28 protein-coding genes and 2 pseudogenes are annotated in these 25,100 nt (G+C 35.5%); 15 read left to right on the forward strand and 15 right to left on the reverse strand.

What is annotated here, in order from left to right; all coding sequences use genetic code 11:
- Positions 1-50: 50 nt before the first annotated feature.
- A complete protein-coding gene (locus CXF79_RS11045) occupies positions 51-1,187 on the reverse strand; it encodes a M14 family metallopeptidase (protein ID WP_101154948.1) in 1,137 nt (378 codons plus the stop codon).
- Positions 1,188-1,210: 23 nt separating this feature from the next.
- The gene (locus CXF79_RS11050) at positions 1,211-2,149 is read right to left on the reverse strand and encodes a permease (protein ID WP_101154949.1); all 939 of its coding nucleotides are present in this window, start codon (positions 2,147-2,149) and stop codon (positions 1,211-1,213) included.
- Between the two features lie 107 nt (positions 2,150-2,256).
- Here CXF79_RS11050 and CXF79_RS11055 point away from each other — a divergent pair, with 107 nt between their 5' ends.
- From CXF79_RS11055 to proB, 3 genes are all read left to right on the forward strand, one after another.
- Positions 2,257-2,547, forward strand: coding sequence for an ArsR/SmtB family transcription factor (locus CXF79_RS11055; RefSeq protein ID WP_101154950.1), 291 nt, complete (start codon positions 2,257-2,259; stop codon positions 2,545-2,547).
- A gap of 1,023 nt (positions 2,548-3,570) precedes the next feature.
- Positions 3,571-4,419 carry a mechanosensitive ion channel family protein gene (locus tag CXF79_RS11065; protein ID WP_101154952.1) on the forward strand — a complete coding sequence of 283 codons (849 nt, stop codon included), beginning with the start codon at positions 3,571-3,573 and terminating at the stop codon, positions 4,417-4,419.
- Positions 4,420-4,522: 103 nt separating this feature from the next.
- Complete coding sequence (gene proB, locus CXF79_RS11070; protein ID WP_101154953.1) at positions 4,523-5,620, forward strand: glutamate 5-kinase; 1,098 nt, start codon at positions 4,523-4,525, stop codon at positions 5,618-5,620.
- A 34-nt stretch (positions 5,621-5,654) separates the two neighbouring features.
- Here the strand turns inward: proB and CXF79_RS11075 are convergent, their stop codons facing one another.
- Genes CXF79_RS11075 through rimK form a run of 5 tightly spaced genes read right to left on the reverse strand, consistent with a single transcriptional unit; the run spans position 5,655 to position 9,768 of the window.
- Positions 5,655-6,416 carry a class II glutamine amidotransferase gene (locus CXF79_RS11075; protein WP_232769149.1) on the reverse strand — a complete coding sequence of 254 codons (762 nt, stop codon included), beginning with the start codon at positions 6,414-6,416 and terminating at the stop codon, positions 5,655-5,657.
- A gap of 44 nt (positions 6,417-6,460) precedes the next feature.
- Positions 6,461-7,333: a mechanosensitive ion channel family protein gene (locus CXF79_RS11080; protein ID WP_101154954.1), complete on the reverse strand. Its 873-nt coding sequence runs from the start codon at positions 7,331-7,333 to the stop codon at positions 6,461-6,463.
- Positions 7,334-7,355: 22 nt separating this feature from the next.
- Positions 7,356-7,784, reverse strand: coding sequence for an ATP-dependent zinc protease family protein (locus tag CXF79_RS11085; protein WP_101154955.1), 429 nt, complete (start codon positions 7,782-7,784; stop codon positions 7,356-7,358).
- A gap of 39 nt (positions 7,785-7,823) precedes the next feature.
- Positions 7,824-8,849 (reverse strand): succinylglutamate desuccinylase/aspartoacylase family protein, encoded by a 1,026-nt coding sequence (locus tag CXF79_RS11090; protein WP_101154956.1) that lies wholly within the window; start codon positions 8,847-8,849, stop codon positions 7,824-7,826.
- A gap of 13 nt (positions 8,850-8,862) precedes the next feature.
- On the reverse strand, positions 8,863-9,768 hold the full coding sequence (rimK, locus tag CXF79_RS11095; protein WP_101154957.1) for a 30S ribosomal protein S6--L-glutamate ligase: 906 nt from the start codon (positions 9,766-9,768) through the stop codon (positions 8,863-8,865).
- A 144-nt stretch (positions 9,769-9,912) separates the two neighbouring features.
- Here rimK and CXF79_RS11100 point away from each other — a divergent pair, with 144 nt between their 5' ends.
- Positions 9,913-10,761, forward strand: a complete 849-nt coding sequence (locus CXF79_RS11100; protein WP_101154958.1) for a LysR family transcriptional regulator — start codon at positions 9,913-9,915, stop codon at positions 10,759-10,761.
- Between the two features lie 80 nt (positions 10,762-10,841).
- Here CXF79_RS11100 and CXF79_RS11105 read toward each other — a convergent pair whose 3' ends face one another.
- From CXF79_RS11105 to CXF79_RS11120, 4 genes are all read right to left on the reverse strand, one after another.
- Entirely contained in the window at positions 10,842-11,108 is a 267-nt protein-coding gene (locus CXF79_RS11105; protein WP_101154959.1) for a hypothetical protein, read from the reverse strand.
- A gap of 25 nt (positions 11,109-11,133) precedes the next feature.
- Positions 11,134-11,349: a hypothetical protein gene (locus CXF79_RS11110; RefSeq protein WP_101154960.1), complete on the reverse strand. Its 216-nt coding sequence runs from the start codon at positions 11,347-11,349 to the stop codon at positions 11,134-11,136.
- A 235-nt stretch (positions 11,350-11,584) separates the two neighbouring features.
- On the reverse strand, positions 11,585-12,547 hold the full coding sequence (locus CXF79_RS11115; RefSeq protein WP_101154961.1) for a zinc transporter ZntB: 963 nt from the start codon (positions 12,545-12,547) through the stop codon (positions 11,585-11,587).
- Positions 12,548-12,592: 45 nt separating this feature from the next.
- Positions 12,593-13,939, reverse strand: a complete 1,347-nt coding sequence (locus tag CXF79_RS11120) for a magnesium transporter (protein ID WP_101154962.1) — start codon at positions 13,937-13,939, stop codon at positions 12,593-12,595.
- 131 nt (positions 13,940-14,070) lie between these two features.
- On the opposite strand from CXF79_RS11120, the gene CXF79_RS11125 reads away from it, so the two are divergent.
- Positions 14,071-14,556 carry a DUF1353 domain-containing protein gene (locus CXF79_RS11125; protein ID WP_157825870.1) on the forward strand — a complete coding sequence of 162 codons (486 nt, stop codon included), beginning with the start codon at positions 14,071-14,073 and terminating at the stop codon, positions 14,554-14,556.
- Between the two features lie 155 nt (positions 14,557-14,711).
- Here the strand turns inward: CXF79_RS11125 and maoP are convergent, their stop codons facing one another.
- On the reverse strand, positions 14,712-15,017 hold the full coding sequence (gene maoP, locus CXF79_RS11130) for a DUF413 domain-containing protein (RefSeq protein ID WP_101154964.1): 306 nt from the start codon (positions 15,015-15,017) through the stop codon (positions 14,712-14,714).
- Between the two features lie 103 nt (positions 15,018-15,120).
- Here maoP and CXF79_RS11135 point away from each other — a divergent pair, with 103 nt between their 5' ends.
- The 6 genes from CXF79_RS11135 (at position 15,121) to CXF79_RS11160 (ending at position 21,046) form a co-directional block, all read left to right on the forward strand.
- A complete protein-coding gene (locus CXF79_RS11135; protein WP_101154965.1) occupies positions 15,121-15,996 on the forward strand; it encodes a LysR family transcriptional regulator in 876 nt (291 codons plus the stop codon).
- A 161-nt stretch (positions 15,997-16,157) separates the two neighbouring features.
- Positions 16,158-16,400 carry a hypothetical protein gene (locus tag CXF79_RS11140; protein WP_101154966.1) on the forward strand — a complete coding sequence of 81 codons (243 nt, stop codon included), beginning with the start codon at positions 16,158-16,160 and terminating at the stop codon, positions 16,398-16,400.
- A 120-nt stretch (positions 16,401-16,520) separates the two neighbouring features.
- The gene (gene gshB, locus CXF79_RS11145) at positions 16,521-17,558 is read left to right on the forward strand and encodes a glutathione synthase (protein ID WP_101154967.1); all 1,038 of its coding nucleotides are present in this window, start codon (positions 16,521-16,523) and stop codon (positions 17,556-17,558) included.
- Positions 17,539-19,533 (forward strand): flavohemoglobin expression-modulating QEGLA motif protein, encoded by a 1,995-nt coding sequence (locus CXF79_RS11150; protein ID WP_232769150.1) that lies wholly within the window; start codon positions 17,539-17,541, stop codon positions 19,531-19,533. Before gshB ends, CXF79_RS11150 begins: the two co-directional genes overlap by 20 nt.
- Before the next feature lie 353 nt (positions 19,534-19,886).
- Complete coding sequence (locus CXF79_RS11155) at positions 19,887-20,174, forward strand: hypothetical protein (protein ID WP_101154969.1); 288 nt, start codon at positions 19,887-19,889, stop codon at positions 20,172-20,174.
- A 557-nt stretch (positions 20,175-20,731) separates the two neighbouring features.
- Complete coding sequence (locus tag CXF79_RS11160; protein WP_101154970.1) at positions 20,732-21,046, forward strand: hypothetical protein; 315 nt, start codon at positions 20,732-20,734, stop codon at positions 21,044-21,046.
- Positions 21,047-21,147: 101 nt separating this feature from the next.
- Here CXF79_RS11160 and CXF79_RS11165 read toward each other — a convergent pair whose 3' ends face one another.
- Complete coding sequence (locus tag CXF79_RS11165) at positions 21,148-21,369, reverse strand: hypothetical protein (protein WP_101154971.1); 222 nt, start codon at positions 21,367-21,369, stop codon at positions 21,148-21,150.
- A 177-nt stretch (positions 21,370-21,546) separates the two neighbouring features.
- Here CXF79_RS11165 and CXF79_RS11170 point away from each other — a divergent pair, with 177 nt between their 5' ends.
- From CXF79_RS11170 to CXF79_RS11180, 3 genes and pseudogenes are all read left to right on the forward strand, one after another.
- The gene (locus tag CXF79_RS11170; RefSeq protein WP_011042887.1) at positions 21,547-21,966 is read left to right on the forward strand and encodes a hypothetical protein; all 420 of its coding nucleotides are present in this window, start codon (positions 21,547-21,549) and stop codon (positions 21,964-21,966) included.
- Between the two features lie 151 nt (positions 21,967-22,117).
- Positions 22,118-22,678 (forward strand): hypothetical protein, encoded by a 561-nt coding sequence (locus tag CXF79_RS11175; protein WP_011042888.1) that lies wholly within the window; start codon positions 22,118-22,120, stop codon positions 22,676-22,678.
- A 135-nt stretch (positions 22,679-22,813) separates the two neighbouring features.
- Positions 22,814-22,939: pseudogene (locus CXF79_RS11180) on the forward strand (transposase); the annotation flags it as partial.
- A 50-nt stretch (positions 22,940-22,989) separates the two neighbouring features.
- On the opposite strand, the gene CXF79_RS11185 reads toward CXF79_RS11180, so the two are convergent.
- Positions 22,990-23,538, reverse strand: coding sequence for a hypothetical protein (locus CXF79_RS11185; protein WP_011042890.1), 549 nt, complete (start codon positions 23,536-23,538; stop codon positions 22,990-22,992).
- A 461-nt stretch (positions 23,539-23,999) separates the two neighbouring features.
- Positions 24,000-24,146, reverse strand: a pseudogene (locus tag CXF79_RS11190) (transposase); the annotation flags it as partial.
- Between the two features lie 153 nt (positions 24,147-24,299).
- On the opposite strand from CXF79_RS11190, the gene CXF79_RS11195 reads away from it, so the two are divergent.
- Positions 24,300-24,719 carry a hypothetical protein gene (locus CXF79_RS11195; RefSeq protein WP_011042891.1) on the forward strand — a complete coding sequence of 140 codons (420 nt, stop codon included), beginning with the start codon at positions 24,300-24,302 and terminating at the stop codon, positions 24,717-24,719.
- The last annotated feature ends 381 nt before the right edge of the window (positions 24,720-25,100 follow it).

Genomic DNA, 25,100 nt, shown 5'->3' on the forward strand with positions numbered 1-25,100 from the left:
ATTAGTGCTTCATAAATATAAGAAGTTGATCTTGCAATATAACTCTATATTCATATTTTACAAAAACTTATAATAGGTTTTAAAATGTCGGCCCCTAAATTAATACTACGTGGAGCAGACCAACCTGTGATGCTATTTGGTTGATTGTTATGATCAATAAATGGCATTTCTAATACTAGGGCTAAACAACCAAAGGTATTGGTTACATACTGACTCGCCATACTTTGTTTACCGCTACAAGTAGTGCCACAGCAGCGACTCTGCTTCTTATGAAAATTATCGTAATCTACCTCAATTTGAAACTCTTTAGTTGCGGCCATAAAGTTTGATTTAAATTCATTGGCTTGAGCTGAAATGGTGGATGATCCTTTCGCAGGCATGATGAAATTATAAGGTATCTCTTCGTCGCCATGAATATCTAATAATAAATCAACACCTGTCTGAGCCATTTTTTCTTGCACATAATAAACTTCAGGGCATAAGGTTTTCGAAGGGTTGTGCCATTGTCTATTTAAATTTAAACCATGACCATTCGTTCTATGATTACCTTTAATGCAGCCATCAGGGTTCATATTTGGCACTATGTAAAAAACGGCCTTTTCTAATAGCCTACGCGAATTATTATCTTGTGATAGTAAATGATTAACTAACCCTTCTGTAAACCATTGTGCCATTGTTTCGCCCGGGTGTTGTCTTGCAATGATCCAAATTGCCTTTTTGCCTAGTTCAGGTTCGCCAATGGTTAATAAATCAATTGCGTTATTATCACGAGTACTGGCAAGTATTGTATGTTGGCATTGTTCAACCTTCTGTATTTGTTTAATAAATTTTTGTTGCCTTGCATAGTTATAGGGAGTGAAATAGGCGTAACTAATTTCATCTTTGGTTGGTGTGTAATTGATCACCAACTCCTTATTAATAAACTTAGTAGGTACTCTAAACCAATTTATTTGATCATAAGATGCCATCGCTTGATAATTTTCCCAAGCTCGAGAAAAACTACTGTCTCCAGCATTAAGTATTCGAATAGTATGGCGTAAACCTGCATGGGTATGGCAACGAAAGTGAAACCATTGCATGGTGTTGTCGTTATTATCAGTTTTCAGTTCTAACTGAATATTATTAATATCTTTAGTATCGATGATTACAATACTACCGCTGTCAAAGTTATGTGAAATTTTCATCATTTAGTTCTTTATTTCTTTAGTGGCTAAATTGCTTCTATAGCAAAACCAGTGATACAAGCGGTGGCGAAAACCACAAAGATAAAAGCAAACATTAGTGGCCAGTGAAACATGCGTTTCATCATAATCATTTCAGGTAAACTTGCTCCAGCGCCTGCTATAGTGAGTGAAATGACCGACCCCATGCTCATGCCTTTAGCAATTAAAGCTGTAGCAATCGGTACCATGGTTGATGCACGAACATATAGAAATACGCCAACGATTGCCGCGAGTGGAATTATTATTATCACGCTAAAGCCCTTTAAGTTTTCAAAAGCATCTTGTGGTACGTAACCGTGTAATAAGGCACCAACGCCAACGCCGATCATCATATAAGGGGCGAAGGATATAAACTGTTTAGTAGTATCTACGAGTAATTTATTCCAATGTTGTGAAGACGGTTGCACAGTACTTGGACTCTGATTTTTTGAACTATTACATTCCACACTGTCTTGTTTGTCATTATTCGACTTTTCATCACAACTGGATGTGAATAAGTCAGCTTTAATAAAACGTTCGAAATGAAATTTCTCTAAGAAATAACCGCTGACAATGGCTAACACAATAACGAAAACACTATAAACCAAGGTAACTTTGACCCCAAATGTTAGCCCAAAAAGGCCGACAATAAATGGGTTCAATAAAGGTGATGTGAATAAAAAAGCCATTATTGGGCCAAATGCCGCTCTAGCTTTTATTAATCCGATTGTCATTGGTAATGTAGAACAACTACAAAATGGCGTTAATGCACCAAGGCTAACTGCCACACCGTACCCTCGGTTACCGCTGAGTAATTGCTTGATTTTTTCAGGTGGTAGTTTGTCGTTTATGACGCTGACAACAAAGCTAATGATAATAAATAAAAGGGCTAATTCTGCGAAGGTTGTAATAAAAAACTCAAGTGCACTTTTCATTTCTGTAGACATAATTCAAATCTCTGCATTTCTAGAATAGTCGAAATATAGAGATTTAAATTATCCTTGTCAATATATTTCTGGTAATATCGAAATATAAAAAACGATTGAAATTAAATATGACCATTGAAGTAATAGCTAAAGCATTGAAAGAATTAGGACATCCAACCAGATTAACTATTTTTAAAAGATTAGTTCAGTCAGGGCAGCAAGGCATTGCGGTTGGCAGCCTACTGCAAGAGCTTGATGTTCCTGGTTCTACGTTGTCGCATCATATATCGAGCTTAGTATCAGCTGATCTAATTATACAAAGACGTGAAGGTCGCACTTTGTTTTGCGTTGTTAACTATGAAAAGCTGCAAGCCGTTATTGCTTTTTTTCAAGATGATTGCTGTATTGATGAACAATAAGATCATTTTGAAAGTTAAAAGCAAAACTCAAGCTCTCGTTTTTAGACATTAATAATGACTGCTTTGTCGATAAGTGACTCCTAGCCATTAAACCTGTAAAGTCTGCTTTCGTATCGTTGTTAACATTGAGCCTGTGACTTCTTCAGCTAGCCATAAGCTGACCTTAGCTTTTGAGTTAAAAACGGCAGATCAGGGATCCTAAAGTTATCGTTTTTATATAAAAACTCACATCCATTCACAATTGAGATTGTGCCGAGAATTTTTGCACGGAATTAGATCTAAAATCCCCAAAGCGGACATTGAATCATGTAAGTTTTAAATAAATTTAGAATATTAACTCTAATTCGCTTTCGCCCCCCAATAGAGATAGAAACTAACCGTCACTATTCCCAATTACGCTGTTGTCGCGCAAGCGTTTTCGTTCTTTGTGCTAGTTTTTTCCTTAACAGGTTTCTGGGGAGCTATATTGGGACAATCGGTCAACAAGGAGGCCGTTGAGCAAGGTTTCAGACATTCAATTAATATGCGCACTTAGAAAGCCAAACCTATTAGCTGAGAATAACTATACCTTTAGTCCACTATCGAAACATAAGTTTCTATTGCTACTATTTCTAATGCTTATTGCTTAATTGTGCAATGTTAAATTATAAGCGCTGATGTAGTATACAAAACTAATAAAGTCAAAGGTACTTCTGTCTATTTCACTTCATATATACTGATCATTTAATTAGCTCACTTAGTTTAATCAATTATTTTGATTGGCTTAAACAAATTATTGCGCTTGATTGTTTTTGTTCTGACCCTACAATTGCGCTATATTTTAGTCCTATACGCATAAAAAATGAAAAAACCATCCGAAAGAGATATTAATATATTAGTTCTTATATTTGTCTTTATTAGCTTATTAATCTCCAGTTTGGCCTCAGCGAATAAAGGCACAGATGAAATTAAGAATAAATTCATCTTTAAGCAAACCTCTCTATCATTTCAATCTTTTAAAAGTACCGTAAGTAGTAAATAATAATGAATTGGTTAGAAGAAAACATCGATTTTTCATCGTTAACAGATCTGTTTATTAATAATAAGTTAGTAATCACATCTATATTTATTATTATTATTTTTATAGTTAAATTCTCCATTGTAAAAATAATAAAAAGAAAATCAAAAGAGGACAAAAGAACACAAATAAATATGGTCAACAATATATTTACTATATTGATGATTATCACCATATTTAATATTTGGGCAGAAGAGATTCAAAAGTTTGCCTTTTCTATTGCTGCTTTTATCGTAGCTATTGTTTTAGCTACTAGAGAATTTATCCAATGTTTTATTGGATTTATTTACCTATTATCAAGTCGACCATTTCGTATTGGCGATTGGGTGCAAGTAGGGAATTACTACGGAGAGGTCCATTCAACAGATTGGGCAAAACTAACACTTTTAGAAGTAGACAAAGATGATTATCAATATACGGGGAAAACACTGTATTTGCCTAACAGCCAGCTGATTACTTCTGTCATAAAAAATCTAAACTTTATGAAACGATACGCGATTCATCATTTTACTATTGTGCGCGACAGTAGCGTAAATCCCTTTGATTTTATTGATGAACTGCAAGACAAAGCGCATGAATATTGTGACGATTTTAAAGATGTAGCTATTCGTTATAATCAACTTATAGAAAGTCGTTTAGACGTTAGTATTGCAGGCCCTGAGCCACATATTCAAGTCGCGACATCCGAACTTGGTGATACACAAGTATTTTTTACTATCTTTTGTCCAACAGAAAAGGCAATGGATATCGAACAAAAACTGACATCTTATTTTATGAAATTATGGTTTGAACGTAAGACTATCGATTCAAATTAAACTAACGTATCAAATGTTAGATTTACTTCTGACAGAATAGCATTCTTTTTTTGTAAAAGTGCAGTGTCTGGGGCACTTTTACCTACGATAGGTATAGTAAAACATGAATTTCAATCGTGTAGTAATCAAAGTTGGTAGTGCGTTGGTGTCGCCAGATAATAATGGTTGTAGTGGCAAGTATATCCAAGCCATCGCACGCTTTGTGACTAAATGTCGTCAAGAAAATAAAGAGGTTATCTTGGTGTCTTCAGGTAGCGTGGCCGCAGGGCGTCATCTAATTCAACATGGCTCGCCAATTCCTTCTATTCCAACCAAACAAGCAATGGCATCTGTAGGACAAATGAAAATGATGGCTAATTGGCAGCGTTTTTTTGATGTACCCTGTAGTCAATTGTTAATCACTCATGGTGACTTAAAAGATCGCGAGCGTTATATTAATATAAAAAATACGCTGCGTATTTTATTAGCCAACGGTATTATCCCAGTTGTTAATGAAAACGACACGGTTGCCACTGAAGAGTTGAAAGTGGGAGATAACGATAATCTAGCGGCTTTAGTAGCCCTTATTAGTGAAGCGGACTGCTTGATTATCTTAAGTGACATTGACGGTGTTTATGATAAAGACCCGAAAATAAACGATGACGCTGAAATGCTATGCGAAATTTCTGAAATTACCGATGCAATATATGCAATGGCAGGTACAACCAATAATCCCATTGCCACAGGTGGGATGAAAACCAAAATTCAAGCCGCAGAGAAAGCCGTGGAAAACGGTATTGAAACCTATATATTGAACGGTACTAACAGCCAAGTATTTGACAAAATATTATTGGGAGAAAATCCTGGTACACATTTTTTAGCCAATAAAGAAGTGAGTAGGGCTAAGAAACACTGGTTAAAACACATATTAAAAAGTCATGGACAACTATTACTTGATAACGGAGCAGTTAACGCGGTGAAAAATAATGGTGCTTCACTGTTACCTTCTGGCATTATATCGATAAACGGTGATTTTGTAGCAGGTGAGTCACTTGATATTATTGATGCAAATACCAAGGTCATCATTGCTAAAGGTATTTGCCAATATAACCATCAAGATTTATTCAGAATAAAAGGCGAAAACTCTGAAAAAATACAAAGTATTTTAGGCTTTTGCCCAAGTAAAGTGATTGTACATCGAGATGACATGGTCATTTTATAAAACGATGATTTACGTCTAAAACGCCTAAATTAGTTTAGTTCATAAGGAGGTCGGTAGCCACTTTATTATTTTCTATGGCTATTAATGTGCTCCTTTCAACCTTCACCCAGTGTGCTTTAATGTCTGAAAGCGGCTCAGAAGACACGATAATGTTATGTTCATTTTGACTATAAAATAGAGAAGGGGGCCTAACATCTACGTTTGATGAATAACGAGTAAATAAGCTCACCTTCCTATTTGTTAAAGCAAAATTCATAAAAGCATTGGTCTCGGCTTTGACTTGTTTTCTATAACCATTGATTCTGGATATTGTTGTTTTCATTGCTTGCTTTAATATTTCGAACGACGCCTTTTCATCAAAATTTATTTCATCTAGAAATATTGCAAAAGCACATTCTGAATCGGTATTTCCTTTAATAAAGTCAAACGCCTTATTTGATAAATCATTTAAAATTAAGCGTCTAAACTGGCTAAATTGATCAAGCCTGCCGTTATGCATCCATAAATAAGGGCCATATTGAAAAGGATGGCAATTGCTTTGGGAAACCGGCATGCCAATTGAGGCATCTCTTACATGAGCAAAAAAATGATGCGTGGGAATTTTACTCGCTATTTGACTTAAATTACGATTACTCCATGCTGGCTCAACGCTTACGAAAGTTCCAGGGATTGGGTCGCCATGCTCAGGATACCAACCGACACCAAAGCCATCTCCATTGAGGGGATTAACGCGCATTTTTGCTTTTTTACTTTGTTGTACTAATGAATTACTCGCATCAAAAATTAAAGTATTCATAAAGATACGTTCACCCGAGTAAGCGATAAATCTACACATAATCATTAAACCGTATTGTTGATAAGCGTTATAGAACCATCAAGATGCACATCTCTTTGCGGGAAGGCAATAATGATATTATTCTCTTCGAATAACTCATCTAATCGAAAACGAATATCACTTCTCGTTACTCGTAACCCGCCTTCAACATGTGAGTTTATCCAATAAGTGACTTCAAAAAACAGCGAGTTATCGCCAAAATTTTCAAAGGTAACAAGGGGCTTAGGCTCTTTTAAAATTTCATTTTGTTCTTCCGCAGCTTGCATAATAAGTGCAGCCACTTTTTTTGCTGGTGAGCCATAAGCGACACCAACATTAACCGATGTTCTTACTAAACGGTCAATTAGCGTCCAATTAACTACGGTATTTTCTAATAACTTACTATTGGGTATGAGTAAGTGGACACCATCAACTCGTCTAATTCTAGTTGAGCGTGTGTTGATTTCTTCAACAATGCCTTTTGCGTCTTCAACTTCCAAAAAGTCTCCTATTCTAATAGGTCGTTCCCACATCAAAATCCAACCGCTGATAAAATTATTAATAATGTTTTGAGCACCAAAGCCAAAACCTATAGCTATAGCTATAGCCCCAGATAAAAATGCAAAAGCAGCTATGGGGATGTTTATTAAATCAAGGATTGTTATAGCTATAATTGCAATAGCTATAACATAGAGAACTCGTTGTAATAAATGGATGATGTTGGGGTCAGTTTTTTTAGTGGTTAAACGGTTAGTTATGAAGTTTACCGTCCATTTAGTGACAAAAATGCCCACAACTAAAAACAGCGGAATCATTAGAAAATCACCTAAGGTAATAGGTTGATCAGAAATTGTGATTATCTCTAATGAGAAAAGCGCGTTAAACCGTTCAAAATCCATAACTAATCCTCATTTCAACCTTTTATTTTGATCCCAAAAATACTTGTGATGGATCAACCAAGAACCTTTCTCCAATTGCTTCGCGGCCAAACAACATTAAATAACTCATGTCAGAGCGATCGGTTAGCGTGATTTCAATAGCCCATGATTCATTTCCTAACTTAATCGTTGTTTCAATAACGTATCTTTCCTCTGAAGTTCCATTAGATGATTTTACTTTACGAATATCATTTATTGGTGCAGTACAAGTTACGATACGGTCAACATTATGTGCATCAGGATGAATATCAAAGGTTACCTGATGTACTCCCTCGGCTACAGATTTTTTAATATTATCTACGTGTAATGAGGACGTTTTTGCGCCAGTATCAACTCGAACTTCTAAATTATCGATACCAAGTTCAGGTAAAGCTATAGACTCTAGTCGGCCAATAATTATTTTATTGTTCATATTTAATAATCTTCTTTAATTCAAGTTTGAGTTCAAGCACTAATTATCATCATTTTCAGGTAACAATTGCTCTTGCACTGTTTCTATATGCTCAGCAATTTCTTCATCATTCTCACTAAAATAAGCAATATGAAACATTGCTTCCCCTTCTTGCACTAGTGGTATATTTTGTTTGCCAATTAATATACCTGATCGTGAAGCTTGAACGTAACCAATTACCTCTCCGTAAGGACTGCCAATTTCAGCTAACACTTGACCCTTAGTTATTTGGTCACCTAAATTGACGAGATTATGCACTATACCGCTCGCATTGGCTCTTTGCCATTGGCTACCATTAGCAATAAAGGGTGCTGTTTTTTTCTTTTTCACTGTGCTAATTTTTCTAGTCATGCCTAAATGCTGCAAAACATTCAAGATACCTCTCATACCAGCACGAATTGAAAACTCATCAAATCGTAGCGCTTCGCCTGCTTCGTACAATAATACTTTGGTCTGACTTTTTACCGCTGACTCTCTCAGTGAGCCATCAACCAAGTTAGAATTTAATATAACTGGTACACCAAAAACTTCAGCTAATTCCTTGGTTTCACTATCAGACATATCAGCTCTTATTTGCGGTAAATTAGAGCGATGAATAGCGCCAGTATGTAAATCAATGCCGTAATCACAATGTTTCACTATTTCATTTAAGAAAATATAGGCAACTCGTCCCGCCAAAGAGCCTTTTGCGGAGCCAGGAAAGCAGCGATTAAGATCACGGCGATCAGGCATATAACGGCTTTGATTTACTACCCCATAAACATTAACCATTGGTACGGCTATCACCGTGCCTTTGGTGATTTTAAATTTATTTTCATGAATTAATCGTCGAATAATTTCGATACCATTTAATTCATCACCATGCACCGCTGCACTAATAAAAATGGTAGGACCCTGTTTTTTAGCGCGAATTATATGCACGGGTAACGAAACATTGGCATCGGTATATAATTTAGCAACAGGCAATTCAATTTTTCGTTGTTCGCCAGGCATTATATCAAAATCGCCTATACTTAATTTATCCATGATTACTCCTGTATTACCCTTTTCCACGTGTTTTATTACTATGTGGTTTTGCATTTTTTTCTAAAAATTCAAATACCATTCCTGCCACATCTTTGCCCGTCGCTGTTTCAATGCCTTCTAGCCCTGGTGAGGAATTAACTTCCATAACCATTGGCCCATTTTGAGAACGTAGTAAATCTACACCACATAAGTTCAAACCCATGATTTTTGCTGCTTTAACAGCTGTTTCACGTTCTTCTTTCGATAGTTTAACTACTTCAGCAGAGCCTCCACGGTGAAGATTAGAGCGGAATTCACCTTCCGCACCTTGTCTTTTCATTGCCGCAACCACTTTACCTCCGACCACTAAGCAACGAATGTCAGCTCCGCCTGCTTCTTTAACAAATTCTTGTACTAAAATATTCGCTTTGAGGCCCATAAAAGCTTCAATAATAGACTCAGCAGCTTTAGCTGTATCAGCTAAAACTACACCGATACCTTGAGTGCCTTCTAATAATTTAATAACAACGGGCGCACCACCAACATTTTTAATTAAATCTTTAATATTATCTGGCTTACTTGCAAAACCCGTTCGAGGTAAACCGATGCCTTTACGAGACAATAATTGTAAAGAACGTAATTTGTCACGTGAACGACTAATTGCTACAGACTCGTTAATATTAAATGTGCCCATCATTTCAAATTGTCTTGCTACAGCGGTACCATAAAAGGTAACTGATGCGCCAATACGAGGAATAATCGCGTCATAATGTGGTAATTCCTCTCCATGGTAACGGACAGCAGATCGCGTACTAGTTATATCCATATAACAATGCAATGTATCAATAATATCAACTTGATGCCCCATAGCTTCACCTGCTTCTTTTAAACGTCTAGTTGAATATAAGTTTTTGTTTCTTGATAAAATAGCTACTTTCATAATAAATGCCTTCGTGTGATCACTTTATCTGTTTAAAGTGATGTAATAATTTTTCTGAAGTGTATAGTCAGATTTCATAATAATAAAACGCTATATTTTAATGTTATCAATCAAAAAAATTGATTGATCAACTTAGGAAATGAAATGAAGATAGAATTATTAAAAACATTTTTAGAAGTTAGTAGAACGTTGCACTTTAGGATAGCTTCAGAGAATTTATTTATCACTCAATCAGCGGTAAGTGCTCGGATTAAGCTTTTGGAAGATGATTTGGGCGTGTTGTTATTTGACCGTAGCCAGAAACATTTGAAATTAACGCCAGAAGGCAACAGATTAATCAAACATGCTAATGAACTACTCTTTATGTGGCTTAAAACCAAACAAGATGTGGGAATTGCAGATAGCGATGCCCATCAACTTGTTATAGGTTCAATGATGTCAATTTGGGATATTGTTTTACAAGATTGGTTAAAAAAAATTCATCGTAATATTGATGATGTGAGCCTGCTTACCAATACTTATTCACCATTAGAGTTAAGAAAGAGTTTACTTAGCCGTGTTATTGATATCGCTTTTTTATTTGAACCACCCTACGTAGAAGATTTAATCTCAGAAAAAGTAGCGACTGTTCCCTTGCATCTAGTCACTACAGATATAAATCTGACAAATGAAATATCGTCATTAAATAACCATATTATGGTGGATTATGGTGAATCAGTTAATGCACAGCACAAAAGAGAGTTCCAAGATTCACCATCAGCAAAACACTTTATGAGCCAACCTAGAATAGCTTTGAATTTTTTATTAGATGCTGGTGGAAGTGCGTATTTGCCACGACAAATGACATTTGAATTTATTGAACAGAATAAATTATTTGTTGTTGAAAATGCGCCTGTTTATTCAAGAGAAATTTTCGCATCATATTTAGCAAAAAGTCAAAAAGTCGATATTATTGAACAAACCCTAAACTTATTTCCCTATGTAACTATTTAAAGAAAAAACTCAAATTACACAACCTACTTCCAATTAAATAAGCTGAATAATTTGAGTCTATTACAACATGGTTAACTTACTTAGCCTTTATCCTCCTCTTTGGGTAAAACAGTGATAAGTTTATAATCGCCTTCTTCTAATTCATCATTAATACAAGTTAATAAAAATGAGTTCATGGCAGATTTTTCAACGCCATCATCTTGTGCATAGCCCTTACACAGTCTTAAAAGGCTCATGACATATTCTTTATCCGCTTCCATTTTTTCAGGTTCAGACTCTTCACTGTATGCTAAGTTTGAAGATAACGTTATAAATGCCAAAGTTAAAACTACAATTAATTTTTTCATTTTTTATTCCTATATATAAAATTTATTAAATATCCCAATAGTTGCTAAATGAATCGAGCTGTCTAGCAAGTGATTTTTTTTCGTTAATTAAATCCAATTTTTGTCTGACCATATATCTATTTTTAGAGGCTTTTCTGAGCGCTTTTTTATTACCAGCAACTTCAAAACCCTTAATATTTGAATCACCAAGAAAGTTGTTGTTAACGTCTATTTTAGTATCAGCATATGTGTCAAAACTCATTTCATTACCTCATAAAAATTAATAATTAATTTTCACCAGATAATGTGCCTAATTTAATTAATTGGAAAGTGAAATATTTTGGTTTTTGTAATCAAAAATTTTTATCAAACATTCTTTTGATATATTATTTCGAATCAGGCTGGAGAGGGAAACTAGGTATAACTATAGATAGATTTCAAATGAAAACACCTATACTAAGGAGTTTTCAGAAAAGAAATCTTATTAAAGTAACTAATTAAAACCATTTTTTCTTTTTGAAAAGCCAAATTTGAAAAACAACAACGGCAATTAAAATAATAATAAAAAGACCAAAAGCGTTGCTGTTTTCAGCACCAGGAATGCCGCCAACATTTATACCTAATAACCCAGTAAGAAAACCCAAGGGAAGAAATAAAGCGGCAACAACTGACAAAACAAACATACGATTATTCATTTGTTCAGCTAAGGTATTATTTAACTCTTCTTGACAAACAATTGCTCGGTCTTTTATTGAATCTAAATCTTCAATAAAGCGTGTTATTTGATCAGTTGCCTCTCTTAATTGAATTTTTTCTTCCGATGTAAATAATGTAATTTTATCACTCAGTAATTGCGCCATAGCTTCTCTTTGTGGAGATAAGTAACGCCTTAAAGATATAATTTGTCGACGAGTAGCTGAGAGCTCATTTCTTAGGCTGTGCGTACTAGAGATTAATATTTTTTCTTCGATATCAGATATGTTCTCTTCAATTTCATAAACCGTATTGCTCATTCTTGAAATCAAGCGTTCAGTTAATACCGATATAAATTCTGATGAAGTTTTCGGACCGCATCCATTGTCAAAGTCGGATGCAATATCTTTAGTAGACAGTAATGTTCTTCGTCTCGTACTAATCACTTTATTTTTAGTAACCCAAAGACGAATTGATACCATATCTTCAGGGTCACTATTAGGTGATAAATTAACACCTCTTAACGATATTAGAACACCATCATTGAGTGGTGTAGCCCTTGGTCGAGTTTCTTCATCTAGCAAAGCGTTGGAAACAACCGTGGGTAGTTGACTATGTTTTTCAAACCAAAGCTTTGTTGACGGTAATGTATAATCAAAATGAAGCCAATGTGGTTTGCATACATCAATATTTTCTAGTGATGTGATTTTATTTACTTGATCATCTTGTGTAAAATAATAACCATAAATAAACTCTGTTTGCCTCATACACACCTCAACAATAATTCAATAATATTCATTTAAAATAAACTTCTAAAGCAATAATAACGTGCCGCATCCAAGAAAAGCGATAAAACCAAAGATATCAGTGACCGTTGTTAGTATCACAGCCCCCGATAATGCGGGGTCTATATTTAATCGATTTAATACCCAAGGCACCCAAACACCAGAAAGAGAAGCGACAAGTATGTTACCTAAAATGGCAATACAAATAGTAACGGACAACATAGGGCTTTCAAACCAGTATAGAGTAATAAACCCTATTACCGTTGCCCATAATATACCGTTGATTGCGCCTACCTTAAGTTCTTTATTCACAATGGATTGTCTGTTTGCATCAGTGATTTGCCCTAATGCTAATCCTCTAATAATTAAAGTTAATGTTTGACTACCTGATATGCCGCCCATTGAGGCAACCACTGGCATCAGTACGGCTAATGCGACAACTTGCTGCAACGTAGCTTCGAATAAACCAATAAACCATGAGGCTAAAAAAGCGGTTATCAAATTAATACCTAACCAAATTGCTCGGTTTTTACTACTCAACCAAACACTTGCAAATAAATCTTCTTCTTCACTTAAACCTGCTGCTTGAATTATTTGATTATCTGTTTGTTGTTCTTTAAATTTAAAAGCAGAATGTAAATCCAAACGGCCAGTTAAACAGCCTTCATCATCAATTATAGGTAATGCAGCTTTTCCTGAAAGTATCACTTCATCAGCGGCTTCTCCTATATTTTTACTTGCATTAATAGCTAATATTTCGTGACAAATAACTTCCGCTAGTGGTTTACCATCATCCAAGAGTAATAATTGATTTATTGGTATTCCACCTAAGAGTTTCGATTGATAATCTATAATATAAATAATGTCAGTTAACATTGGCTGTTCTTGTGCACAAAGCTTCTTTGCTGCTGATACTTTTAATTTTTGTGATACTTTGATTTCATCAAAACTTTGCCAACGGCCCACTTCATCATCAGCGTAATCTTGTGATTTTTTGAAATGCTCTTTTTGTTTTGCTGTCATTTGAGTTACAGCATATTCAATAAAGCGTTCACTTAGACCTTCAGTAAGTTCAAGTAAACTATTAGCATCTAAACGATCAAATAAAGGAAAGCATGCATCATCATCCAAGGCATTTAATATCATTTGTCTAGATTCATTTTTCATTTCTAGAAAAATAAGTTGTTGGGAGTCACTGCTAAATATTTTCCATAAACTTAATCGTTGATCAAGAGGAAAAGCTTCTAACAAGATGGCTATATGCTCTGGCAGGAGATCCCTTTCGATTTCTAGCGCGATATCCAGTAAATGCAACTCATCATCAAACAGCTCATCAGCTTTTTCAATGTATTCAGTTAATAAGTCTAAAGACATAATTTTTCCTAAGAGGCGGGATTGATAAAATTTTTGGATTAACCCAAGTAAAATTTTGCGTTTTATCTATACTCCCATTTAACTATAGAATCATTACATTCACTATTAATTAAATTATAAACGTTATGGAAATGCCAAAACTGCTACCTTATGCAATAAAAACGCAACAATTTTCATTTGTATCTAAGTTATGGCGATTACTTGTTAGAAAGCGCCAATGGCAATTAATTGAAGACTGGCACTATACGTTACCCAACCAAAGAGTCATTATTATTCCGAAGGGGTTTGTTTTTGATGGTAGTTCATATCCTGCGATTGTTTGGCTTTTTTATTCTCCTACAGGATTATTATTAATTCCCGTTATTTTGCATGATTTTTGTTTTCAATATAACTACTTGTGGGCATTGCAAGATGATAGAGTTTTTAAGTTTAAGCAAGGAAGCGGTTTCTTTAAATGGTCGGCATTAATACGAAATGTGGGGATAGAAAGAAATGAATTACTGCTGATTGATTATTTTACGTGGCTGATGTGCATAGTGTTTGGTTGGGTTAATTGGTTAACATTTCAGCGCAAAGAAAAAGTACCACTGCTGCCTTCTAAGTTTAAAACCAAATAAAATTAACAGCAAAAATGTCCTCCTATTATTGATACTAGCACGATAACAAGAGGATATTCGCGTCGCAACAATAAAAGTTATATTTATTAATTGCTTAACCAGACAATCACATTTTTCTATGTACAAATATATAACACTCTATGTGTTATTACAGTTTAAGCCGCTCTCCCTCCGTTTAAATTATGAAAGGGCTTGTATACTGTTAACCTCCTATATTTTTGCCATAGCAACTCTATTCTGGTTTGTCCCTCACTCTGTTCCTTGCACATTTGAGAAAATTGTTTTTCTACTTCGTTAGTTGGCGTACACACCTCTTGCTCTAACATATGTAATCGCCTTCCAATATCAGTCAGTATTTCAGCTTCCGCTATAGTAAAATCCCCTGTCTTTCCAAAACCGTGAGGGAAATGAGTATCGTCATAAAATTTATTTTCAAAAATAAAACCGTGAACTAAGGGCATAGTCTTCTCTATTGACAGTGGATATATTTTGCCGGATTATGCGATTAACTAAAGACGCTGTAAAACAAAAAATAATTATCGTATCGATAAGTGAGAAAATATCATGGACATTGAATTGATTAAAACTTTCTTGGAAGTTAAGGATTGTCGCCACTTCGGCAAAGCGGCTGAAAATCTATACCTAACTCAAGCTGCAATCAGTACTAGAATCAGACAATTAGAAAGATACTTTGGTGTGACATTATTTCAAAGATCAAGAAATAACATACAACTTACCTTAGCTGGAGAAAGGCTAGTCCCGCACGCAGAAAACATGCTCAACACGTTAAGAATGGCTAAGCAAGATGTCGCTTTAGCTTCTGAACAGGTTGCACAAATTTCTATTGCCGGGACTCCTAATACTTGGGATGTATATATCCACGATGCAATATCAAAGATATATATTGATCAACCGCACATCAGTTTGGTTGCTGAAATATTATCACGTGAGCAATTAACCCGACAATTACTTGAACGTACATTAGATGTCGCTATTTTATTCGACCCCCCGAAAGTGGAAGAATTGAAAATAGAATCATTACATATGTTCAAATTAATTCCTGTTACAACTTTTCAAAATCAAATAACGTCACCCGCAGAAGTTAAGCGCTATATCATGATTGATTGGGGAACGAGTTTTATCAACTGGCATGCAAAAGAAGTCACAGGTATATCGATACCTGCGATTAGAACAAGTACTGCCAGAATTGCGTTAGATCTCATGCTGCAATGTGGTGGTAGTGCATATTTACCAGACATGCTGGCTAAACCTTTCATAGAGCAAGGAAAGTTTTTCGAAATTAATAGTTTGCCAACTTTTGAACGAGAACTTTTTAGTGCGTTCCATAAAGAAAATGAAAATGAAGAGCGACTTATTGAAATTAGAAACTTACTTAGAAAGGAAGAGCCCGAAGCGCCAGCTATTATGATATCCAGATAATATATTCCCCTAATTTTATTGCCATGGCAGTAAAATTCACGCTAACCTTATTTTATAAGTAAAAAACTTTTATCGTTATCTTAAAAATTTTTTACTTTTCTTAATCACTAAAAACATAGATTATCCGCTTTTAATCTACTTACCTTTTTGGTGACATAACAATGACTCTTAATCCTGATTATGACTTACCTTCTTCCTCAGATGTAGACTTTGAAGATGATGACCCTAAAGGCGAACTTGATAATAATGTCGCTGATTTTGATTTAAACACTGCCCCTTCAGAGGGGAAAAGTTCAAAGCATCTCAATAAGCGAAATTTCCTAGCAAAGAAAAAAATTGAACAATTAGAAGAAGAACGACGACTTAGAAAACTCGACGAAGATTATTATGATGATTGGGATTAACTCAACGTCCTCTAATTACAACCAAAATTATATGTAAGGTTTCGTGATTTATTTTTAGGTAATATTTAATTATCACTTATCTACTTGTGACATGAATCTTATAATCAAAAGGCAAATTAAATGAATATTCTTTTTTTAATGTACTCATGGGATAAAATTGAGCCCGAAACAGATTCAACGTTACGGCTCATTCATGAATGCGTATCTAGAGGACATACTGTCGCTATTGCCACGCCGCATAACTTGACGATGAGGGATTCTGTTTCAAGCGCTTTTTGCCAAGTATTTAAAAAAGGCTCAACCACGCCTGCCAATGTAATGTCATTTTATAAAAAAGCAGAGTTTAAAAAATCGCAGTTACCCTTAGCTGGCTTTGATACTATTATTATGCGTGCTAACCCCCCACAAGATCCTATCACGTTGAACTTTCTGGATTCGGTTCGTGAAGATGTGTTTATCATGAATGACATTGATGGATTACGTATAGCGAATACTAAGCTTTATACCGCATCGTTTGATGATCCAACAAATCATTTTATCCCAGTTACCCATGTGTCCAAGACCCCTGAATACCTTGTTGACGTATTGCGTGAATCAGAGACTGGAAAGATGATAATGAAGCCCCTAGATGGATACGGAGGTCAAGGGGTTATTCTCGTTGAAAAACATGCTCAAAAAAGTTTTCATTCTTTATTAGAGTTTTATATTAATAGTGGCAAAGGCGGCAATTACGTTATTTTGCAAGAGTACGTTGAAGGCGCTGATGATGGTGATGTACGTATTTTAATGTTAAACGGTGAGCCAATTGGTGCAATGAAACGTGTTCCCGCTACAAATGAAGTGCGTTCAAATGTTCATGCTGGAGGAACGGTAGTAAAACACACGTTAACTAAGAATGAAAAAGCACTATGTAAGCATATCGGCCCGAAATTAGTCCGTGATGGTTTATATTTTGTCGGTATCGATGTTATTAACGAAAAATTGATTGAAGTTAATGTGCAAAGCCCAGGCGGCATTATGCGTATAAATAAATTGAATAACGTGAAACTACAAAAGAAAGTTATCGATTTTGTTGAAAGTGTTGTTAATGCAAAAGAAGCATTAGCCCAACGTAAAAATGAATTTAGAAAGGCGATAGATGATGCTCACGTTATCTGAAAAAGAGTGTATAGCACTGATAAAAAAAGGTGAATCCTTTCAAGCGGAAGTTGAATCTGGCGCTTTCACTATAAAAATTGACGAATATGCACCTATTATTTGTGCTGCGATTCATAACGGTCATAACCTTAGAGCTGATTTAGATAAAACGTTTTTACTATCAGACGCAGAGCGCTTTCATGAAGAAGCACCTTATACAGATGAGCTAATATCCTCATTTCCTATTCAGCTTATTGGCAATGATTCACGATTTGAATATGATTTAAATCGTGCAAAAACGCTATCTACCCATTTTAAAACAGCGGGAGATAAGCAAGTTTGGGCTAAGCCATTAAGTAAAACTCAACGTGCCAAAAGTCACAACAAACATCAGTCTTTTTATAATGTGTTAAAAGCGATTATTGAAGTTATTGAACATAAATTTGGTAATGCAATTGTTTTTGATACATACACCTACAACCATAAAGCGCTTGAGAGTATAAATCCTACGTTTAATATTGGCTCTGGACAAATAGATATTGAACGTTGGGGGAGTGTACTTGCTCAATTTGAAAAGCAATTAAATGGCATTACTTTACCTAACCTTGAAGTGCGCGCTGCAACAAATGAAGTTTTTCATGGCCGGGGATTTTTAATAACGCATATTAATGCGCATTTCGATAATACGTTGGTAATTCCTACTGAAGTCAAAAAAATATTCATGGATGAAGTTACTGGTGATGTTTATCCATTAGTGTTAGAAGAGCTCAAGGCGGGCTTTAAAAGTGCGATTAGCGAAACAGCGGCATTTTTTGTTCGTCGTTACGGTAAGAAGAAGAAAACAAAAAAACACGACCTCCTTACGTCAAAAATTAGCCCTGAAGTGCTTAGCATTGATAAAAAACTCTATTCATTATGTAAAACTGTAGAGACGTTAAACTTTATTAATCCTATCAATATAATTGCGCAGCGTAATAAATTTTTAAACAAAAATAGTTATATATCACCAAGTTTTAATTACAAACAACTTGATATTAACCCTTATAAATTTAGAGAGCAGTTGTACAAATTACCTGTTGATAGCATTGATGATGCGGATATTCAGCAGTTATATCGACATGTGATTGATAATTTAGCCAATAAAATAGATTTGCTGGCAACTATTGGTACTGATGACTTTGTATATAATTCGCTTAAGTATTACGGAGAACCTAATAGTACCGATATTGCTAATGCGCGGTTTATACTTCACTTAAATAGCAATCACAATAATCACATCAATAAAATGTTAAATGCTGATGAAGCTATACATTATTTTAAAGAACAAGCACAGAACTGGGGCCTTAATTGCCGCATTGAAAAGTCGTCAAAACTAGTAGCTAAAGCAATGGTTAATAATGAAAAAGCATTATTGCTGATTAATAAATCTGCTGTATTTACTGAAAAAGAAATACATGCCTATGCGTATCATGAGCTTGGCATACATATGTTAACGACCATTAATGCAAAACAGCACCCACTGAAGGTATTTAGTCTAGGCTTAACAGGAAATACTCATACTCAAGAAGGTATTGCACTTTATAGCGAGTACTGCTCAGGAAGTTTAACTATTCAGCGTTTACAAACAATCGCGTTACGCGTAATTGCTGTTCAGTATATGTTGCAACATGGTGATTTTGTCAAAACATATCATGCATTAATGAATGAGTTTGATCTTGAAAAGGACTTCGCATTTACATTAACTACACGTGTCTACAGAGGTGGTGGGTTTACTAAAGATTATCTTTATCTTAAGGGGTTTCGCGATATCATCAACTTAGTAAAAGTTGACTCAATTGATAACCTTTTAGTGGGTAAAACTGGGCTATTAGATTTAGAGATAACCAATGAAATTGTTGCTCGAGGCATGATTAGTAAACCTATTCCTTTATTTGATTTAACCTATAAACCTTCAGGTGACGCGGTATTAGATTTTATTATTGATTCAATCAAATAAATTTACATCTGTTTGTGCCTAGATGTAGACCTAAGCACTACTCTAAGTACACATAAACACTATCTCACTTTGTGCCCCGAAGCTCCATAGAATTTAATACCTAAAATCATATTAATCTAATGTCCGCTTTGGTATTTTCAAATCAAATTAGAATTTTTGACTTTATAGATTCCTGATGAAATTTAGAACAATTCTATTATCTAACGCAGGGATGATTTTCATCGGTTCAAATGTCGCTAGATAAGCCAAGGCTAAGGTCTTCTTTCGTATCTTTGTTAACATTGGCTAGTGAGAATTAGATACTTCTCTAGCTAGCCATGTCCTTTGCATGCCTAAATTGCAAAACTTCAAACATGCGGCACTTTTTTGAAGATCCATGTGATTACCCTGATAGTATGGAGTGTCCCGTTTGCAAAGGTGTAGCGTTTAATTTCGGAAGACACTTTAAACCACCTAAAAAGTCAGATAACGCTCAATGGAAAAAAATTGAATATCTTGTAGAACATGGGTTTGTTTTCCAAACTATTTACGAGCAAAGAGAAGACTCTGGCTACTATAAAGTAAGTTACCCAAAAACATTAGCTGAGGCTAAAGACTTTGTAGTAAAGTATAAACACAAGGCTGTGCAAACCGCCTTATAACAAGCTAATTAATAAGGACAAAAAACAGTTGGCTGTTTTCGTTCCTCAACATTTTAGCCAACAATTTTTGGCCCATTATTAGGGCGTTATCGATACAAATTCTAATCCGAATCAACGCTACAGGTTAAATGCTAATGTCTCGAATGTGGCAGCTACTGCCCTTAGCAATCATTCCAAGAACCTTTTGATTATTAAAATTCATCAAAGATCACCCCATGTCAAAAATGTGCGCTTAGCTGACACTACTAATTAATCTTTTTCCCTATATTTTCTAATGAATAAATCATGTGTGTTACTGAGAAGTCTCAGTAATACACATCGACCAGTACGATTTTCTCTTTAAGTATATGAAAATAAGGTAATTAACGTATTATTTTTATCAGGTTATTACTGAGACGTCTCAGTAATAACCTGATCTGCCTATAAAAAATACCTATAACAATGTAATAAGACTTTGAAATTAAAGAATATTGAGTTACTTTATTCAACAATCAAGTAGATGGGAGTTACTGAGACGTCTACATAATAAGCTGTTAGTGCAACTAGGATTTTACCTCATGGAAAGAGTTTCATCGAAAGAAAAAATGGCTATTACCGCTTGTCTCGTTGTAGTAATTCTGATGCTAAGCACTCGGGTTTACAGTTTTGCCTTTGAGCAAGCCTCTCTATCTGATTTACTTGGCACAATAGGGGCAAGCCTAATATTCTTGGGGTTAGCTTTGACCCCTAAATTATTTTTTACTCCAGTTAAACAAGTTTTTTCTAAATCTTATATCGTTCCTGCATTAATTAGCCAAAGGCTTCATCAAGTACTTGTGCTTTCTGGATGTTTCCTAAGTGTTGCATCACTGTTTTCGCGCATGTTGCACTAACAAGAACATTAAACGGAAAATTTACAGTTGGCTGTTTTTCGTTCCTCAAAATTTTAGCCAACTATAATTTTCCGCTTATGTAAGCGTTATCGATACAAAATCTAATCTAAGCGCATCAATTCAAGTTCATGCATAATGTCGGCTTTGTGGCAATAGTGACGGTTAGCTCTATCTCGCTGTGGGGCACTTAGCGCCATAGATTTTATGGCAAGTTTATGCTTTAGAGACATTAACCACTTGCCGATACATATCCTAATGCGTATTACCCTAAATTCTAAGTAACCCGCGATAGAAGTCCATATATTTACTGCTTTCTCACTCATCCAGTTTTACCTTTGTTTGTCAAAGTGTTATTGACACTGTCATTAACATGGCTGCACAGTAACACTCAATATTAATATGATATGATTTCGATTAGCTCTTTGAAAAGTGATTTTTGAAGGAATATTAACTATATTTATACAAGAATTAACCATAGTAAATAAGAGCTAGGAGGAAATATGAACTCATTTGACGTAGCAATAAAATTCTTCGAAGCATGTGAAGCTCCACTCGGATGGGAAGGGTGCAAGCAGTATGTACAAGAAGGTGCCTTATTCTCAGCTCAAAGCGAACCACTTGCCGAAATCAACTCTGTCCATGCGTACTGTGATTGGATGCACGGATTTGGTACGGTTATATCTCCTGAAGGTTCGTATGAACTACATTCATCAAGCTACAATGAAAGTTCAAATACAGCAATATTCTTCGCTACGTATCATGGTAAGCATACTGGTGAAGGTGGACCTGTGCCACCAACGAACAAAGAAACTCATACACATTATGTCTACATTATAAAAATGGGCGACGATTCGAAAGTCTTAGAAATGACTAAAGTTTGGAATGCTCCTTGGGCAATGAAAGAGCTTGGATGGATGTAGCGTGTTCATAGCAGATAACATACAGGTCACAAAGGAAACAGAGTGAACGGCCAGCTTTCTGCTACTACTATCAAAGACGTTAGGCTGTTTTTTGGCATAGTGACAGCTTCATTTATCAATTTATGCCTCTAAACTCAGTAGGAGAAAAATTATGAAGAATCAAAACGTGTTGATTATTATCATATCTATCTGTTTAAGTTCATCATTTTATGTTGGCGCAAATCAAGGTGGGGGAAAGCACTTGGTTCTCAATTTAGTTGGCTCTGGAGACATGTATGAGAGCTTAGTTCCTGACATTGATGGTGACAATCTTGATGATCCGGCAATCTGTTTCGATGTCGAATTGGTTAACCTGAAAAATCAACAAGTCATTGGAACAGCCACAGACTGTCTATCCAATATAACACCAATTGGTAGTGGCCTCGCTTTAGTTGGCACAAGTTATTTCTATATGCCAAATGGAACTCTAATTACTCGTGGCAGTACGACAGTACAACCTGTATTACATCCGACAGTGACACCTGACGGGCAAAACATTACTCACATTACAGGAGCATCTATCGGTGGAAATTCCATTATTGGTAGTACAGGCCGGTTCAAAAATGCGACTGGTACTGCGCGCTTGTCAGGTATGGTGGACATGACGAACTTTACTGGAACTGTCGGTGATCCAATCGTGTTCGACTGTCTATTTATCATTGATCTAGATTGAACAGCATATGCAAAACTGGTGACACAATATTAGGTTTACTTAATGCTTAACCAGAGATTCAACATAGACTGCCAAACTCTTTACTTTTCTGTATAGATCGTTTCGAGTTTGGCAACCCGTTAAACTTAGCGTTGTGTTAAGGAGCAAAATAGACACTGCATTATGACGCTATTGCGGGGTGAGTTTATCCGTCGCTTTTTACTGTATGTTTCACCCAATGGTTTTCACCGTGTTCGGCACTATGGCTTGATTGGTAAAGGGTATAATTCTTATCAAGAATAATTATCGAGGTAATTTAACAACAAAGATGCTTAAGCGGTTAATCTCCGTTGGTCCTCGTATTCATCAAAGGGAAAAATAAAGCTACTGCCTTCCCCTTTGTCGATGACTGGCTGTTTTTCTAATGCCTGTTTGATTACTCCAAGCTCATTTGAATCGACCAACATTAAATACTTACCGATTGCTAAATCTTCATTGAATCGGAAAATCTTATAATTAACATGGAGTAAACCAACGAGTGCACCAATAATACTACTTATCATCAATGAGCCAAATAAGGTGAGTGCTACCGCCGCTTGTTTGGTCAGTTCACTTACATCCCAAAAGGGCATATTAACGACCAGAATAGCGCAACCGGTTATCCCCATAGCTATCCCCAACAATGCGCCGTGCTCTAAACCACGCACTAGATCTGATTTTTCTATAATGCTTCCCTCATGCAAGTTATGTTGTTTAATACCTTTTCTATCATTACAGATCACATGAATATTATTTTCATTGATATGTAGTTGATCATGTAATATGGATGCCGCCTTATCTACATCCTCCAAAGACTCTGCTAGAAAGTACTCGCGTCTCATGTCATATCTCCTATTCCACTCAAAGAACTCGCTTAGACTACTTTTTTCTACCTGTAAACAGCGTGATTTTTAATTTACACAAATAAGCGTAGTACTCACTTATCGAGAAAACGAGTGATTTACATTCTTAATGTGGTTTTCTTTGTAACGCTATATAAACAAATACATAACTTGACACAAAATTCACTCTATAATTTGATATCCAGCTAGCTATATCTCGTTCTGGGGGCGAATGTGTGGTCCGCCTCAATATTGCAAGTATAATATCGATAACGTAGTTGGTTTGCGCTAATGTATTCGGTGTCTTTTTGGGTTACCAATATATTAGCGCCAGCTCCACGATGAGATCCGCGCTAGATTGTCCTCAAAAGCACCATAGCATACTTAAAAAGTTGCTGTTCCGCCCCACAGGTTTTCAATCCAGTGGTCTAACCGTTGTGTCATCTTTATCATCATTTGCAAATCAGGCTTGCACCGTGAACGAATAACTCACGTAAGCCTTTATTCCCTCGTTTGCTTATACCGAGTAATGTTAGCTTTCCTCCCGTTGAAAACTGACGAGACACTAAGTCAATCCAGGCGGCTAAGTGCTTTCCATTCTTGAAATCAGCAACATTACCAGACAATATGAACTATTCTTTGTTAAGGTCGAAGTTATTCGAAATTAATTCATAATTTCAAAATAGCTAAACAGTTTATTTAATACTACGCTTTAAGGTGAAATTGATATCAGATATCTTTTTTAAACGGAGCAATTTATCATGAAAAGAGTTGTACCCGCTAAAATCCATCGGAAAATAAATATCGCTATATCTCATATTCATGAAGATCATGATTTGTTGTTTACTTATATTGAAAAGTTAAGATATATAGCCCTACATCCTGAAAGTCATTTGCATGTCATCAATATCCTAGAAAGATTTATTAGCCAATTCTTAGAACATGTGATTAAGGAGGAGCAGTTATTACGTCAATATCTCCCTGTCCAGATAGTAGATCAACATATAGAGCAGCACCAAAGTGAGCTTGCGCTTTTAGATGAAAACTTAGCTCGATTGAAAAAAGAATTATCACTACATAATATTCAACATGTAGTAACACAATTAAACCGAGAATTTGAAAAGCATACTAATCAATACGATACTGCAATTTTAAAAAAATTACAGTTACTAAAAGATTAGAAACACCTTAGTTGGATTAGTCAGCATTAGATCTTACAAATTTAAAGTTAGGGTATAACCTAAACTAAAATTTTTTTGAATTATGTCAGAATTTATAGAACAGGCGGCTCCTCCAAGTTGCCGTTTATAAATTAAACGCCACCGTCTATAAAGAGCTTACAGGAGGCACTAACCACCAATCCTGATTATGACCCCCTGGACTGGCGAGTTAGCCGCCACAGCGGTCGTTCACATAATCGCTTTGGCATGACTTCAAAGTGCTAGAAGCAGCTAATCGCTAACGTTCTAATTAACCTGCACTGCCACTTCAGCTGTCCGTTTTTAATGATTGTTAGGCGTCCTAACCATTCTGAGATTATTTCCTGATGCTCCCATGCTCAT

The sequence above is a fragment of the Colwellia sp. Bg11-28 genome, assembly GCF_002836245.1.
Classification (GTDB): Bacteria; Pseudomonadota; Gammaproteobacteria; order Enterobacterales; family Alteromonadaceae; genus Colwellia; species Colwellia psychrerythraea_A.